The sequence below is a fragment of the Shewanella sp. KCT genome (genome assembly GCF_007636505.1).
Lineage (GTDB): Bacteria > Pseudomonadota > Gammaproteobacteria > Enterobacterales > Shewanellaceae > Shewanella > Shewanella halotolerans.
The window spans coordinates 91,701-107,350 of record NZ_LVDJ01000012.1; the positions used below are offsets into that span (position 1 = coordinate 91,701).

Annotated in this window: 13 protein-coding genes; 1 reads left to right on the forward strand and 12 read right to left on the reverse strand. The window is 50.6% G+C overall.

What is annotated here, in order from left to right:
- Positions 1–82: 82 nt before the first annotated feature.
- The gene (serB, locus tag AYI87_RS16435; protein ID WP_144203800.1) at positions 83–1,066 is read right to left on the reverse strand and encodes a phosphoserine phosphatase SerB; all 984 of its coding nucleotides are present in this window, start codon (positions 1,064–1,066) and stop codon (positions 83–85) included.
- Positions 1,067–1,108: 42 nt separating this feature from the next.
- Between serB and AYI87_RS16440 the strand changes: the two genes are divergently transcribed.
- Positions 1,109–1,843: a YtjB family periplasmic protein gene (locus tag AYI87_RS16440; protein WP_260865161.1), complete on the forward strand. Its 735-nt coding sequence runs from the start codon at positions 1,109–1,111 to the stop codon at positions 1,841–1,843.
- 196 nt (positions 1,844–2,039) lie between these two features.
- Here the strand turns inward: AYI87_RS16440 and deoD are convergent, their stop codons facing one another.
- From deoD to pnp, 11 genes are all read right to left on the reverse strand, one after another.
- Positions 2,040–2,750, reverse strand: coding sequence for a purine-nucleoside phosphorylase (gene deoD, locus AYI87_RS16445; RefSeq protein ID WP_011866609.1), 711 nt, complete (start codon positions 2,748–2,750; stop codon positions 2,040–2,042).
- A gap of 109 nt (positions 2,751–2,859) precedes the next feature.
- Positions 2,860–4,077 (reverse strand): phosphopentomutase, encoded by a 1,218-nt coding sequence (locus AYI87_RS16450; RefSeq protein WP_144203801.1) that lies wholly within the window; start codon positions 4,075–4,077, stop codon positions 2,860–2,862.
- Positions 4,078–4,088: 11 nt separating this feature from the next.
- Complete coding sequence (gene deoA / locus AYI87_RS16455) at positions 4,089–5,420, reverse strand: thymidine phosphorylase (protein ID WP_144203802.1); 1,332 nt, start codon at positions 5,418–5,420, stop codon at positions 4,089–4,091.
- Positions 5,421–5,577: 157 nt separating this feature from the next.
- On the reverse strand, positions 5,578–6,351 hold the full coding sequence (gene deoC / locus AYI87_RS16460) for a deoxyribose-phosphate aldolase (protein WP_144203803.1): 774 nt from the start codon (positions 6,349–6,351) through the stop codon (positions 5,578–5,580).
- 450 nt (positions 6,352–6,801) lie between these two features.
- The gene (locus tag AYI87_RS16465) at positions 6,802–7,650 is read right to left on the reverse strand and encodes an outer membrane protein OmpK (RefSeq protein WP_144203828.1); all 849 of its coding nucleotides are present in this window, start codon (positions 7,648–7,650) and stop codon (positions 6,802–6,804) included.
- Between the two features lie 341 nt (positions 7,651–7,991).
- Complete coding sequence (locus tag AYI87_RS16470; protein WP_144203804.1) at positions 7,992–9,251, reverse strand: NupC/NupG family nucleoside CNT transporter; 1,260 nt, start codon at positions 9,249–9,251, stop codon at positions 7,992–7,994.
- Positions 9,252–9,428: 177 nt separating this feature from the next.
- The gene (locus tag AYI87_RS16475) at positions 9,429–10,256 is read right to left on the reverse strand and encodes a TatD family hydrolase (protein WP_144203829.1); all 828 of its coding nucleotides are present in this window, start codon (positions 10,254–10,256) and stop codon (positions 9,429–9,431) included.
- Positions 10,243–10,452, reverse strand: coding sequence for a hypothetical protein (locus tag AYI87_RS16480; RefSeq protein ID WP_144203805.1), 210 nt, complete (start codon positions 10,450–10,452; stop codon positions 10,243–10,245). Before AYI87_RS16480 ends, AYI87_RS16475 begins: the two co-directional genes overlap by 14 nt.
- Positions 10,453–10,606: 154 nt before the next feature.
- A complete protein-coding gene (gene prfC, locus AYI87_RS16485; protein ID WP_144203806.1) occupies positions 10,607–12,187 on the reverse strand; it encodes a peptide chain release factor 3 in 1,581 nt (526 codons plus the stop codon).
- Positions 12,188–12,382: 195 nt separating this feature from the next.
- Positions 12,383–13,273 carry a lipoprotein NlpI gene (gene nlpI, locus AYI87_RS16490; protein WP_144203807.1) on the reverse strand — a complete coding sequence of 297 codons (891 nt, stop codon included), beginning with the start codon at positions 13,271–13,273 and terminating at the stop codon, positions 12,383–12,385.
- Between the two features lie 137 nt (positions 13,274–13,410).
- Positions 13,411–15,513 (reverse strand): polyribonucleotide nucleotidyltransferase, encoded by a 2,103-nt coding sequence (gene pnp, locus AYI87_RS16495; RefSeq protein ID WP_144203808.1) that lies wholly within the window; start codon positions 15,511–15,513, stop codon positions 13,411–13,413.
- Positions 15,514–15,650: the final 137 nt, after the last annotated feature.

Here is a 15,650-nt window from a genome sequence, read left to right on the forward strand (position 1 = left end):
TTAGCCAATATAGTCGAGATCAAAAAAGGCCCGCACAGGGCGAGCCTTTTGACGCTGTGTTAGATTCGGCCGAGAATTCCGCCTAGGCCAGGTTTACCAACATGTAGGGCAGTACTCTTAAATCCAACTTGGCAATCGCCGCATCGGCTGCCGCCTTTAGCTTAGGCTTGGCATGATAGGCGATGCCAAAATCCGCCGCCTGCACCATGGGGATATCGTTGGCGCCATCGCCTATAGCCAGGCGCTGACCCACAGGGATCTGCCAGCTCTCGGCGCTGCGTAGCACGGTATCGGCCTTAAACTGGGCATCGACCACAGTGCCTATCACCTCTCCCTTGAGCTTGCCCTCGACGATCACCAGCTCGTTGGCATAGGCGGCATCTAGGTTTAACTGCTGCTTAAGGTGCCCAACGAACGGGGTAAAGCCGCCCGAGGCCAACACCAAACGCCAGCCATAATCCTGCAGTTCGGCTACCATGGCCTCCAGCCCCGGCATTAGCGGCAGCTGGGCACACAGGGTATCTATGATGCCGGCATCGGCGCCCGCCAGCTTGGCCACCCGCTCACGCAGGCTCTGCTCGAAATCCAGCTCGCCCTGCATGGCGCGCTCGGTAACCTCGGCCACCGCCTCGCCAACGCCGGCCATGGCCGCCAGCTCGTCGATGCACTCTATCTGAATCGCCGTCGAGTCCATGTCCATCACCAGTAGACCGGGCCTATCCAGCCTAGGCTGTTCTGCGCCGATATGCAGCAGCTCGATATCATCTCGCTCGCCGAGCGCATCGCAGAGCTTCTGCCCCGCCTGCTTGTCGAGGCAGAGCTCGATACAGGTAAGATCGTTTTGGCGGGTGATAAGGGCGATGCTCACAGGCGCTGCAGAGGACAACAGCTGCTCGGTGATAGTCTCCTGGCTCTGAGTGTCCTGATAGACCAGACGCAGGCGTAAATCAGCGTTGGGGGCGCTCGCTTCCTCGTGGCGTGTAAGCTGACAGCCATCCAGGGTAAGACTCGCACTAACCTCATCATAGAGCCATGAAAACAGAGGATTTTGTTGCTGATTTGCCATTAGTAATGCGTCTCCGGGTATCGGGTTAGAAGATAATCCATTATGATTAATAAAACCCTTATCATCTTCAGGTACAAAGTGTTTTTTCTTAAAGGACTCAAAAAGACCCAGAGGCTGACGCGACTGCTGCAGATTGCCGTGGCGGTCGCCCTCATGGTGGGCCTGTTCCAATTATGGGAAACTAGCCTACTACAAGGTCAGCAGCTTCTAAAGTCCCAAACTCAAAAGATGGCACGATTATTAGTGCAGCAGACCGCCTATGGCGCCGCCCCGGCGCTGCAGCTGCAAAACGATGAGCAGCTACAATGGCTCACCAGCGCCCTGGTGCTTGATCCTAAGGTGATGTCGGCCACCATATTCAGCGAGAAGGGACAACGCCTGGCATTTGCCCAGAGCGTCACCAGCGAGCAGCTGGAACCTGAGTCGGAAGAGTTAAAGGCCCTGCTGGCGGCTTACCCGCCCTATGTAGAGGCGGTGCTGCAGGATGATAAAAACCTGGGTTACATAGAGGTGCGTCTGGTGCCGCAACGCTTCTTCAATGAGATCAAGGAGGCGCATCAGCTCAACATGGAGCAGCAGCAGATGATGTTGATCATCGCAGGCCTCATCGGCATGCTGCTCTCCCGCGCTCTCTCCTTTAAACGGGCCGACTTCGAGCGTCGCAAGACCAAGAGCAAGATCGGTAAGAAAATCGCCGCCACCCTGGGTGCGGATGACGCGCAAGAGAGCGATGACTCAGCCCCAGATGCTGCCTGTGATAAGAAACAAGGCAATTAAGCCGTCCCGGGTGGAGGACAAAGACAAGACTCGCGCTCAACATGAGCCAGGTTTAGACAGAGGAAAGCCTTAGTCAGAAGAAAACCTTGATCAGAGTAAAGCACAGGTCAGAGAAAAACTTGGCCAGAGAACCCTTGGAACAGACATAAAAAAACGGGCCAATTGGCCCGTTTTTATTTAAACACTCGCGTGATAATTACAGAGTAATTGCCGCTTCCAGTGTCATTTCGATCATTTCGTTGAAGGTAGTTTGACGCTCGTCAGAAGAGGTCTTTTCACCGGTACGAATATGGTCAGATACTGTCACCACACATAGCGCCTTAGCACCAAACTCTTTAGCAACGCCGTATAGACCAGCCGCTTCCATCTCAACGCCTAGCACGTCCATCTTTTCCATCACGTCGAACATTTCTGGATCTGGCGTGTAGAACAGGTCGGCAGAGAATACGTTACCAACGCGGTACTTAGTACCTTTCTCTTCGGCTGCCTTAACCACTGCGCTCAACAGGCTGTAGTCACAGATAGCGGCGAAGTCTTGGCCCTTGAAACGTAGACGGTTAACTTGAGAATCGGTACAAGCACCCATACCGATGATCACGTCGCGCACTTTAACGTCTGTGCTGATCGCACCACAAGTACCCACGCGGATCAGGTTTTTCACGCCGTAGTCTTTGATCAGCTCAGTCGCATAGATAGAGCAAGAAGGGATACCCATGCCTGAACCCATCACAGAGATACGAACGCCTTTGTAAGTACCTGTGAAACCTAGCATGTTACGTACGTCGGTGACTTGCTCAACGTTCTCAAGGAAAGTTTCTGCAATGTATTTAGCACGTAGCGGGTCGCCTGGGAATAACACTGTATCAGCGAATGCACCGTCGACTGCATTAATGTGTGGTGTAGCCATCTATATAACCCCTATTTTTAGACTTAAGTCTTTTTCTAGTAGCGGTGGCCCAATTTAAGCCACCAAATCATAATATTGTAGCAGGATGACCTTAAGTCATCCTTATTGCCTAGGCGACGAATGACTCGCCGTATTCCATAGGCTCTAGACCGAAGTAGCTCGCAATGCTCTGGCCGATATCGGCGAAGCTGTTACGACGACCCAGTGAACCGGGTGCTAGACCTGCACCATAGGCAAGTACTGGCACACGCTCACGGGTGTGGTCTGTACCCTGCCAGGTTGGGTCGCAACCATGGTCTGCGGTCAGCAGCAGCAGATCCTCTTCACCCAGCAGCGCCAACATCTCTGGCAGGCGGCTGTCGAAGTACTCCAGCGCGCGGGCATAACCGGCGATGTCACGGCGGTGGCCGTAGTGAGAGTCGAAATCGACGAAGTTAGTAAACACGATAGTACGGTCACCAGCTTGCTTCACCTGCTCCAGGGTCGCATCGAATAGCGCCTCCAAACCTGTGGCCTTCACCTTCTTGGTAATACCGCAGTGCGCATAGATATCGGCAATCTTACCCACGCTAACCACCTCACCACCGGCCTCTTTCAGCTTATCGAGAACCGTCTTTGATGGTGGCTCGACCGCGTAGTCTTTACGGTTACCGGTACGGGCGAAATCGCTTGGACCTGTGCCAACGAATGGACGAGCGATAACACGGCCGATGTTGTAAGGTTCCAGCTCTTCACGGGCGATTTGACACAAGGTGTAGAGGTTTTCCAGACCAAATGTCTCTTCGTGACAGGCGATTTGGAACACTGAGTCCGCAGAGGTGTAGAAGATAGGCAGACCAGAGCGCATATGCTCTTCGCCCAGCTCTTCGAGGATCGCAGTACCTGATGCGTGGCAGTTACCCAGGAACCCTGACAGGCCGGCGCGCTCAAGGATCTTGTCGGTCAGCTCTTTAGGGAAAGAGTTTTTCAGGTCGCTAAAATAGCCCCACTCATACAGAACGGGAACACCCGCCATCTCCCAGTGACCGCTCGGGGTATCTTTACCCGAGCTCAGCTCATCGGCATGACCGTAGGCACCAATCACTTCGACATCGTCACCGAAGCCTTCAGCAAAGCTGCCTGTGCTCTCTTTAGCGGCCAGTGCCAGGCCAAGCTTGGCCAGGTTAGGTAGCTTAAGCGGGCCTTCACGACCATCGTTGGCCTTGCCTTCGGCACATGCCTTAGCAATATGACCGAAGGTGTTTGAACCTGAGTCGCCAAAGGCTTCAGCATCTTTTGCCGCACCGACCCCAAAAGAGTCGAGCATCATAATGACAGTTCTTTTCATCTTTTACTCTCCTAGAGATCTGACTGACGAATGTAACGATAGATCTCTGGTGTTTTCTCTGGCGCTTCATCGCCAATGTGAATCGCTTTCTTCACGGCTGCCGCCGCTTCTTCGAAGGCGCTTTCAGATTGCGCATGTACCATGGCAATCGGCTTATCTGAGGTGATCTCATCGCCCAGCGCACAGACTTGGGTCAAGCCCACACTGTAATCTAGGGCATCACCTGGCTTACGACGTCCACCGCCTAGGGTTACTACCGCAAGGCCTAGCTCACGGGTATCCATAGAGGCCGCGAAACCGCTACGGTCGGCGTATACAGGACGAATGATCTGCGACTGTGGCAGATACTTAGCATAGTTTTCGATAAAGTCAGCTGGACCACCCAGACCGGTAATCATACGACCGAAGATATCGGCAGCCTTACCGTTGTCCAGCACGCGGTTGAGTTTCTCACGGGCTTCGGCTTCGTTGGCGGCTAGGCCACCTAGCTGCAACATCTCGGCGCACAGACCCATGGTCACTTCATACAAGCGTGGGTTACGGTATGCACCGGTCAGGAAATCCACCGCTTCTTTCACTTCTACCGCGTTACCGGCACATGATGCCAACACCTGGTTCATGTCGGTCAGCAGAGCAGTAGTCTTGGTACCGGCACCATTGGCTACCGCGGTAATGCTGCGAGCCAACTCTTCAGAGGCTTCATAAGTTGGCATGAAGGCGCCACTGCCCACCTTAACGTCCATGGCTAATGCATCGAGACCGGCGGCAAGTTTCTTAGAAAGAATAGAAGCTGTGATGAGAGAGATGGATTCAACGGTTGCGGTATTATCGCGAATAGAATAGAAACGCTTATCGGCGGGGACCAGGTCTCCAGTTTGACCTATGATGGCGACACCGGCTTCTTTAACGACTTTTCTGAACAGGTCGCTGTCGGGCTCAGTCTGGTAACCTGGAATCGCATCGAACTTATCCAGGGTTCCGCCGGTATGACCCAGGCCACGGCCGGAGATCATGGGCACATATCCGCCACAGGCGGCAGCCATGGGGCCAAGCATCAGGCTGATCACATCGCCCACACCGCCAGTGCTGTGCTTGTCGATAATAGGGCCGTCGAGGCCGAGGTTTTTCCAGTTAAGGACGGTGCCAGAGTCACGCATGGCTGTGGTCAGCGCAATACGTTCATCCATGTTCATGTCTTTGAAATAGACCGCCATACCCAGTGCAGCGATTTGGCCTTCAGAAACTGTGTTGTTGGTGATCCCCTGAACGAAAAATTGGATCTCTTGGGTAGACAACACTTCGCCATTACGTTTTTTACGAATAATCTCTTGTGCTAGAAACATGGTACTGCCTCCAAATTTGTCACAAAAAATCGTATTTGAGTGACAAATTCTCTTATTTAACGCCATAACCGTAATTTAATTACGAACAATATATACAAGTTTTGGCGTTATCAAATAGATTTAGATCACACTTAACTAATAAAGCTAACCGCGTCGCTTAGTAACCTTGAGGACCCTTAGGCGCTTCGGCCAATTCCAAGGTGTGTAGCAAGTTGTTTAGCAGGCTAGACGCACCAAAACGGAAGGTACGTGGAGTTGCCCAGCCCTTGCCTAGCAGACGCTCAGCGACACCTAAGAACTCTTCTGCGGCTGCGGCATCACGCACACCACCGGCTGGTTTGAAACCAACTTTAGGGTTCTTCTCGGCGATAACTGTCATCATGATCTCGGCGGCCTCTAAGGTGGCGTTTACTTCCACTTTACCGGTAGAGGTCTTGATGAAGTCGGCGCCGGCGTCGATAGACAGCTCAGAGGCCTTGCGGATAAGCGCTGGGTCTTGCAGTACACCAGACTCGATGATCACCTTCAGCAGTACGTCGTCACCACAGGCTTCTTTACAAGCTTTAACCAGCTCATAGCCTACAGTTTCGTTGCCTTCCATCAGGGCACGGTATGGGAATACTACGTCAACTTCATCTGCACCATAGGCAACGGCGGCACGCGTCTCTAGCACGGCGATCGCGATATCATCGTTACCATGGGGGAAGTTGGTGACTGTAGCGATTTTGATCTCTTCACAACCCATTTCATTCAGGGTCTTACGAGCGATAGGAATAAAACGAGGATAGATACAGATTGCAGCTGTGTTACCCGCAGGAGTCTTAGCCTTATGACATAACTCAATCACTTTCTGATCGGTATCGTCATCGTTCAGGGTGGTCAGATCCATCAGCTCAATGGCTTGCTGTGCTGCTTTTTTTAAATCACTCATATTAGCTCTCCGAAACGTAAATTATAAATTCAGAAACAAGAAATCGACGTATGGCAGCACCTAGAGTTGGCATCTTCTGATTATATTTATGGCCGGGCCTTCAGGCGTTGCCGTAAATTTGTTTTATCGGTACGACATAACAAGTTTACTAATTCAGGTATTCAATGCCCTGGTGAAACCAGCGGCGATCCTGACACAAGGGTCACGACTTGAATCCTTGAAGACCGGGAAGGGGGAACTAAGTAATTATACTTTGTAGAGTAGTGTTCCAGCCTTTCCGCGAAAAATCCTTTTTAGCGCGTAAAACTACTAACCTTTATGTAAACAAGCTCTATTAATATAGTCCATGCTTAGATAAAGATTACTCACTTAGGTTAAACAATCATGACAAACCTAAGAGAGAGATGAGGAGCCGCCTTCAGGCGGCTCCCAAGCCTACAAATTCTGAGTTTAGAACTTGTAAGTTGCGGTGAAGTAGTGACCCCAACCAGTGGTTTCTAGGCCAGTAGCACCTTTGTCAGTCAGCAGGTAAACGTCTTTGTAACCTTTCAGACCATAGCCAAGTGCATACTTGTCAGAGTGCCAGTACAGACCGAAGAAGGCTGCGCCACCGTTAGTTGATTTACCTTTAACAAGTGGACCATTTTCTTCTGTAGGCCAGTATGCTTCGTCAGCACCGAACTGCCAATCAACATAACCTTGGAAAGATAGGAAGCTCTTGTTTTCGAAGAAGTAGAAAGGCTTAAACCAGTTAGCAGAGAACTGGTAACCGTTCCACTCTTTTGCGTTTAGGTCGTAGTGAGCGTATAGGTTCATGCCGGTTTTGCCTAACCAAGGCACGTTTACGTCAGCACCAAGACCCCAGAAAGTCGCGTTCACGTCAGAACCGATAGCTCCGCCACCCCAGTTGAACAGAGTTGAGAAGTACAGTTCTTGAACTGGACCGAAAGACAGGTCTTTACCAGTGATCGCATCTAGAGAGAAGCGTGGGTTAAACTTCATGAACATCTTGCTAGCGCCAGAACCAGATGCCTTGTCGCCAGCATTTTCGTTACCTAGGTTGAACACGTCAACGTAGCCATATAGATCAACGATACCTTTACGGCCGCCGAATTCCATCTCTAGGTAGTTGTGTCCGCTTGCACCAGCACTTGGTAGCTCGTCTACAGAGTACATAGCGTTGAACTGCATCCACTTGTAGTCGGTAGCGTATAGATCTGAACGATCTGCTGCGAAAGCACTGCTAGACATTGCTGCTACTGCTGTAGCGGCTAAAGCTAAAGTTTTAACGTTTTTCATCATCAACCCCATTATTTTATGGTTTTACTGCTCTTTGCGAGTCAGCGTTTCTTTCTTTGTTGGCGCCGCATTTTACTCAAATTGTATTAAATCACAATATAATTAATGTAAAAATGCGAACACAATATTCTAACACTAAAACAAACTTCTGATTTATCACTGATATTGGCGTTTTGTCGCCGGCCAGCTCGAAGTTTATCTCCCCATGACTAAACATCAACGGCTGTGATAAATAGTCATCTTGTTACTAATATGTTGAAAAATGGTTGGGTTAACGCTGACTCTGCCCTGCTGGGCAGAGTCGTCGTTCAGGGGCATCCCCCCAAGGAATTTCCTGAGACTTATAACGCTAGGAACAGACCCGCTAGCGTAGCACTCATTAGATTAGATAGAGAACCAGCTACTACCGCACGTAGACTAAGTCTAGCTAGGTCGTGACGACGAGTCGGTGCCATGGCCCCCAACCCACCAAGTATAACGGCAACGGAACCTAAATTTGCGAAGCCGCAAAGAGCGAATGAAATGATTGCCTTAGTTCTGTCACTCATTACAGCGTTAGTCGCTTCAACTAGCAGACCACCGTCAGCAACGTCTTTCAGGTATGGAGCGAAGTTCAGGTAAGCAACGAATTCGTTAACAACAATCTTCTGACCAATGAAAGAACCTGCGATAAGGGCTTCGTTCCAAGGCACACCGATTAGGAATGCGAGTGGCATGAAGATGTAACCAAGGATCAGCTCTAGCGTGATACCTTCAGCACCGAACAGGCCAGTTACACCACCGATGATACCGTTGATCATAGCGATTAAGCCTACGAAAGCGATCAACATTGCACCAACGTTTAGGGCTAGGTGCATACCAGATGAAGCACCTGCTGCTGCTGCGTCTAGTACGTTAGCTGGCTTGTCAGGATCTTCTGGCAGCTCATCCATTTCGTTAACAGTTTTCTCTGTTTCTGGATGCATTAGCTTAGCCATCAATAGACCACCTGGTGCAGCCATGAATGATGCAGCAACAAGGTACTCGATAGGTACACCCATCTGCGCGTAACCAGCCAATACTGAACCAGCGATTGAAGCTAGACCACCAACCATGATGGCAAACAGCTCAGACTGAGTCATAGTCGCGATAAACGGACGAACCACAAGTGGCGCTTCTGTTTGACCAACGAAGATGTTAGCAGTTGCTGACATAGACTCAGTACGGCTAGTACCCAAGACTTTCTGTAGACCACCACCGATGATACGGATGATCCACTGCATGATGCCCAGGTAGTAAAGTACCGCGATCAGCGATGAGAAGAAGACGATAACAGGCAGTACGTTGATAGCGAAGATGAAGCCCAATTTGAAGTTAGCCAGATCGCCAAACAGGAAGCCGATACCGTTTTGTGCGTAACCGATAACGCTAGATACGCCATCTGAAACACTTTTTAGAATGTCTTTACCGATAGGTACGTACAGTACGAAACCTGCAAAGAATGCCTGAATCGCAAGTGCACCAAATACGGTACGCATGTTGATAGCTTTTTTGTTGTTAGAAAGCAAAAAACCTATCGCGAGTAGGACGACCACCCCTACTAAACTCATTAAAATATCCATTAACCATCACCCTATTGTTAATACTTTTTAATTATGTTGTTAACCAACCTTTTTCACCGACAGATTATACCCGACCGGATGGTTAAAATCGTCGTTTTGATCAAGTTTTTGAAGTTTTATTTCAAGGTGTTACAAAAAAAACTTGGTGCGACTTACATCTGTTTTTTCAAAAATAAACTAGAGGTCAAAGAGTTGCAGCGTATTTCGAAACACTTGTTCTGATACCAGAACGTTAGATTTTTTTTGCAAATTTGCGATTTTCTCAATTAGCAAATGCAAAATTAAGCCAGATCCGCCGGTTTTATCGGCAAATTGCGACTTTTTCAGCTGGTAAACCAGGGCCAAATCAGTCTCGATCACCAGATGTTCTAACGGTAACTTGACAAGCGTTTCTTGCAATTTTTTCGCCTTTTCCTCCAGCAACAGATGACCTATTCCTAGGTAACACCCCGCATCCACATAGCGCTGAGCCAACTGCATCGAGCCATAAAAGCCATGTATCACACCTCCTCTTGCCAAAGGGTAGCGTTTGAGTAACGCCAGCACCTCGTTGTGGGCCTTGACGCTATGCAGAATCACCGGCAATTCGTGTTGCTGGGCCAACTGCAGTTGCGCCTCGAAACAGGGAAGCTGAGCCTCCCAGGAAGCTTTATGTAAGGCATCTAACCCACACTCGCCGATGGCAACCAGCTTGGGGTCGTCGCCTCGCTCCTCAAGAAGTTTAGACAAGTTTTCAATATCTTGCTGCCAATCTTCAGTGCAATACCAGGGATGAACCCCGAGTCCATAATGAAAGCCATGGCGCGCCGCGATCACCTGAAGCTTAGGCCATTGACTGGCGCTGACGCCTGGGATCACCGCATCTTTAAGGCCATTGGCCCTGAGCCTGGCGACTAACTGCTCACGCTCAGCATCGAATTCGTCAAAATCCAGATGCACATGACTGTCGATAACCGCAAGCCTGCTATCGAATGCCTTGCTATCCTGGGAATCACCGGCGCGCATCTTCAACTCTCGCCTTGGCATCATGTGGTGCTTGCTGAGGTTTCTCTGCCTGGTGAGCGGTTAATGCCGACTCACTCAATTTAGGCTCATTTAATTCGGGATCACTTATTTTGGGCGCGCAGCAGCGCTGATTCTCCGGCGTTAGCCCCATACGATCACACCAGGCGATATAGGCGCGCCACCATTTCACTATCATCTTGGCTCCTTAATTCTATGGTTTTTGACTTCTCAGGCCCCACTTCAATGGCCCCCAACTTCAATAGCGCCTAGTTCAATCGCTTAGTTTCACTATACTGAAGGGCTCAAAAAATGTGCACAAAAAAAGCAGCCTAGGCTGCTTTTTCAATTTTTTAGTTCTCGCGGGTCTTGGCGAACTCTATGTCGGGATAACGTTCTATCGACAAATTGAGGTTCACCATGGTCGGCGCCACATAGGTGAGGTTGTCGCCGCCATCTAGCGCCAAATTGTTGCTGCACTTTCGCTTAAACTCTTCAAGCTTCTTGGCATCTTCGCAGTAGACCCAGCGCGCCGTCGCCACGCTGATCGCCTCGTAGATAGCCTCGACCTTATATTCGCTCTTAAGACGCTGCACAACCACTTCAAACTGCAGCACACCCACGGCGCCCACGATCAGGTCGTTGGAGTCCAGCGGACGGAACACCTGCACCGCACCTTCTTCAGACAGCTGTACCAGACCTTTGAGCAGCTGTTTCTGCTTCAGCGGATCCTTGAGCCTGATACGGCGGAACATCTCAGGTGCGAAGTTTGGTACACCGGTAAAGCGAAGCTTCTCACCTTGGGTAAAGGTATCGCCGATGCGTATGGTGCCATGGTTATGCAGGCCGATAATATCACCAGGATAAGCCGCGTCGGCGCGGTTACGATCGCCGGCCATGAAAGTTAGAGCGTCGCTGACGTTCACATCTTTACCAATACGCACATGGTGCATCTTCATGCCTTGCTCATAACGACCGGAGCAGATACGCATGAAGGCGACACGGTCCCTGTGCTTAGGATCCATGTTCGCCTGGATCTTAAACACGAAGCCACTGAACTTAGGCTCATCGGGCTCAACGTTACGCTGATCCGACTCACGCGGCTGAGGACGCGGCGCCCACTCGACGATACCGTCGAGAATATGGTCGACACCGAAGTTACCCAGTGCGGTACCGAAGAATACCGGCGTTAGCTCGCCCTTAAGGAAGGCCTCAAGGTCAAACTCATGAGAGGCACCCAGCACCAGCTCCATCTCATCGCGCAGGTCTTGTGCGTAGCTGCCGATCGCCTCATCCAGCTCTGGATTATCCAAGCCCTTGATGACGCGAGAATCCTGGATGGTATGACCCATGCCGTTTTGATAGAGGATCACCTCATCACGCAACAGGTGGTACACACCTTTGAACTCTTTACCTGCGCCGATAGGCCAGGTAATTGGCGCACAGGCGATGTTCAGTATGTTCTCCACCTCGTCCATCAACTCGATAGGATCACGAATATCGCGGTCAAGTTTGTTCATGAAGGTCACGATCGGCGTATCACGCAGACGGGTGACTTCCATCAACTTGATGGTGCGTTGCTCAACACCCTTTGCCGAGTCGATCACCATGAGGCAAGAGTCAACCGCCGTCAGCGTACGATAGGTATCTTCCGAGAAGTCTTCGTGACCTGGAGTATCCAGCAGGTTCACCAAGGCCTCGCGGTAAGGGAATTGCATTACAGAGGTGGTTATCGAGATACCACGATCCTTTTCCATCTCCATCCAGTCAGACTTGGCATGCTGTCCCGACTTCTTACCCTTTACCGTGCCCGCCTTCTGCAACGCCTGTCCGAACAACAAGACCTTCTCGGTGATGGTGGTTTTACCCGCATCCGGGTGCGAGATGATGGCGAAAGTACGACGCTTGTCGACTTCAACTGTATAGCCTGACATGATTACCTGCGAATTTGATGGAGTGTTAAAAGCGGGCAATTATAGCGCCAAGCTTGACCTATGGCTAGTTTAGCGCGGCGGAACTGAGGCGGGCGGCTAACCTAAGTAAAAAGGCCCGCCGAGAATGGCGAGCCTTTTATAGTGATAGGTTGCTGAGTTGCTGAATCGTTCGGCTTGGCTAACCTAAACCAGGCACTAGGGCTGAGCAATCAGCTCGTTTATCTTCGCCAGCTCGACCCTGGCATACCTGTGCTCGACAAAATCATAGATATTGGTCGCCAGAGCTAGGCGGAAGTAGTTCGCGGCGTCACTGTAATTGCCCTGCTTCTCGGCAATCTTGGCGATATAAAAATAGGCTTCGCACAGGCGCTCGGCATACTCGTTAGGATGGCTCAGCCCCTGCTTGGCCACCTCAAACACCTGCTCGCGGCTCTCCTTACCCAAATAGAAGTCCACTAACGTAGTCGACCATTGTGAGTCATCCAATTTGGCTCTATTGGCGGCGAGATGCTGCATCGCCTGCTCGCCATCGACTTTCGACTCGGTGATATAGAGCCACAGCGCGCGGTAGCCATCTTGCTCATTGGCCTGATAGAAAGACTGCATATCGGCCACGGCCAGCTCGTCGCGCTGCCCGTAATAGAGAGCAATACCGCGATTGAGATAGGCATAGTCATAATCGGGGGACAGCTCGAGCACGGCGTCGAAGGCCTCGTAGGCGCTCTCAAACTCCCCTTCCTGGGTGTAGTAGATGCCGATGAAGTTATAGGCATCGGCAAGATTAGGCTGCAGCTTCAGCGACTGATGAAAATCGATGCGACTCAGGATGCGCAGCCCAACGCTGTCGTAGATCACCCCGCGGTCATAATGAAAACGCGCACGCTGCTCTGGGGTCAACTCGGCCGAAGCCAAGATATCGTTTAATCTGGCGAGGGTCACCTCGAGCTTATAATCGGGCATAACCGGGGCAACCATTAACTTGCCCTGCTCCGCCGTCGCCGCCGGTTGAGTCGATACACATCCTGTTAGTAACAAACTTAGGCTGGTCATCACCGCTAACGAGACCGAGCGTAATTTATGAGTCATCCATTTAACCTTTTCAGCGCTGCAATAGCCTCAATCATAGCAATACCAAATAGTGACGGCTATCTTCTATGAGAAAAAACCAATAAAAAAGGAGACCTAATGGTCTCCTTTCAAATTTCACTCGCTTTCGCTATCGATTATTCGCTTGCCGATTCTTCTTTCGGCTGAGCTTCTTTCATCGACAGACGTACGCGGCCTTGGCGATCGACTTCCATCACCTTAACTTTCACTTCTTGACCCACTTCCAGGTAGTCAGAGACGTTGGCAACACGCTCCTCGGCGATTTGCGAGATGTGTACCAGACCGTCTTTACCCGGCAGGATAGTCACGAAGGCACCGAAGTCAACGATACGAACAACCTTACCATTGTAGACAGTGCCCACTTCAACTTCTGCAGTGATCTCCTGGATACGACGGATCGCTTCTTTGGTCGCATCGCCGTTGGCAGAAGCAATCTTAACGGTACCGTCATCTTCCAGCTCGATAGTAGTGCCAGTCTCTTCGGTCAGAGCACGGATAGTTGCACCGCCTTTACCAATCACGTCACGGATCTTCTCTGGGTTAATCTTCAGAGTGGTGATACGCGGCGCGTGATCAGAGATCTCGGCGCGGTGGCCAGAGATAGCCTGATCCATCACATTCAAGATGTGTACGCGAGCACCGTAGGCTTGCTGCAGAGCGATCTGCATGATCTCTTTGGTGATACCTTCGATCTTGATATCCATCTGCAGCGCGGTAACACCGTCACGGGTACCAGCCACTTTGAAATCCATGTCACCCAGGTGGTCTTCGTCACCCAGAATGTCAGAAAGTACAACGAAATCGTCGCCTTCTTTAACCAGACCCATGGCGATACCAGCAACTGAAGTCTTGATTGGTACACCGGCATCCATCAGCGCCAGTGAAGTACCACACACAGACGCCATTGAGCTTGAACCGTTAGACTCGGTGATCTCAGATACTACGCGGATGCTGTATGGGAACTCTTCAGCCGTTGGCATTACCGCGTGGATACCACGCCATGCCAGCTTACCGTGACCGATTTCACGACGCTTAGGCGAGCCAACCATACCGGTTTCACCCACTGAGTATGGAGGGAAGTTGTAGTGCAGCATGAAGCGGCTGGTTTGCTCGCCCATGATGCTGTCGATCTTCTGTGCGTCACGCTCAGTACCTAAGGTACAAGTCACCAGCGCCTGAGTCTCACCACGGGTGAACAGAGCACTACCGTGAGTACGTGGCAGTACGCCCGCCACCACGCTCAGGGCACGAACCATATCTGGCTCACGACCATCGATACGTGGGTTGCCCGCGATGATGCGGCTACGAACCACTTTCTTCTCTAGGCTGCCAAGCAGACCGTCAATTTCGCGTGCATCGGCATCTGGGTTTTCAGCCAGTAATGCTTCTTTAGCCGCCGTTTTAACGACATCAACCTGAGCATAACGATCTTGCTTAACGACAATCTGGTAAGCTTCGGTTAGACCCGCTTCAGCCAAATCTTTAACCTTAGCAACCAGCTCTTCATTTTGTACTGGAGCAGTCCAGTCCCACATTGGCTTGTTAACTTCGGCCTTTAGCTCTTTGATCGCCTGGATAACAACTTGCTGTTGCTCATGACCGTAAACCACGGCGCCAAGCATCACTTCTTCTGGCAGCGCATCGGCTTCAGACTCAACCATAAGTACTGCATTTTCAGTACCGGCAACAGAAAGCTCCAGCTGGCTGTTTTCTAGCTGTGAAACCGTTGGGTTGAGGATGTACTCGCCATCTACATAACCAACACGAGCAGAACCCAGTGGACCATTGAATGGAATGCCTGAGATAGACAGTGCCGCAGAAGTACCGATCATAGAGATCACTTCTGGGCTGATTTCTGGATCAACAGAAACCACAGTGATGATCACCTGAACTTCGTTCTTAAAACCATTAGGGAATAGAGGACGAATAGGACGGTCAATCAGACGTGCAGTGAGGGTCTCGCCTTCAGATGGACGACCTTCACGCTTGAAGAATCCACCAGGGATTTTACCCGCAGCGTAAGTTTTTTCCTGGTAATTAACGGTTAACGGGAAAAAGTCACGACCTGGCTCTTCAGCTTTCTTGCCAACAACAGTAACCAATACTGTTGTATCGCCCATACTTGCCAAAACAGCTGCGTCTGCTTGACGTGCAATAACCCCAGTCTCTAGTGTGACTGTGTGCTGACCATATTCAAAACTCTTTACGATTGGATTCACGTGAACCTTTCCTTAATTTAATAACCTTAATTTCGCGGCTAAGTATACTGCAAGTCTAATCAATAGATAAAGAGCACATGTAGATGACAAAGCTGAATCTTTTCTCTAAAGTGGTTAGATAAAGATAAATTTCTGTC

What these genes read in the sequence shown, in the direction of transcription:
- serB (WP_144203800.1), bottom strand. Translation starts at nt 1,066, where the DNA reads ATGGCAAATCAGCAACAAAATCCTCTGTTTTCATGGCTCTATGATGAG.
- AYI87_RS16440 (WP_260865161.1), top strand. Translation starts at nt 1,109, where the DNA reads ATGATTAATAAAACCCTTATCATCTTCAGGTACAAAGTGTTTTTTCTT.
- deoD (WP_011866609.1), bottom strand. Translation starts at nt 2,750, where the DNA reads ATGGCTACACCACACATTAATGCAGTCGACGGTGCATTCGCTGATACA.
- AYI87_RS16450 (WP_144203801.1), bottom strand. Translation starts at nt 4,077, where the DNA reads ATGAAAAGAACTGTCATTATGATGCTCGACTCTTTTGGGGTCGGTGCG.
- deoA (WP_144203802.1), bottom strand. Translation starts at nt 5,420, where the DNA reads ATGTTTCTAGCACAAGAGATTATTCGTAAAAAACGTAATGGCGAAGTG.
- deoC (WP_144203803.1), bottom strand. Translation starts at nt 6,351, where the DNA reads ATGAGTGATTTAAAAAAAGCAGCACAGCAAGCCATTGAGCTGATGGAT.
- AYI87_RS16465 (WP_144203828.1), bottom strand. Translation starts at nt 7,650, where the DNA reads ATGAAAAACGTTAAAACTTTAGCTTTAGCCGCTACAGCAGTAGCAGCA.
- AYI87_RS16470 (WP_144203804.1), bottom strand. Translation starts at nt 9,251, where the DNA reads ATGGATATTTTAATGAGTTTAGTAGGGGTGGTCGTCCTACTCGCGATA.
- AYI87_RS16475 (WP_144203829.1), bottom strand. Translation starts at nt 10,256, where the DNA reads ATGCGCGCCGGTGATTCCCAGGATAGCAAGGCATTCGATAGCAGGCTT.
- AYI87_RS16480 (WP_144203805.1), bottom strand. Translation starts at nt 10,452, where the DNA reads ATGATAGTGAAATGGTGGCGCGCCTATATCGCCTGGTGTGATCGTATG.
- prfC (WP_144203806.1), bottom strand. Translation starts at nt 12,187, where the DNA reads ATGTCAGGCTATACAGTTGAAGTCGACAAGCGTCGTACTTTCGCCATC.
- nlpI (WP_144203807.1), bottom strand. Translation starts at nt 13,273, where the DNA reads ATGACTCATAAATTACGCTCGGTCTCGTTAGCGGTGATGACCAGCCTA.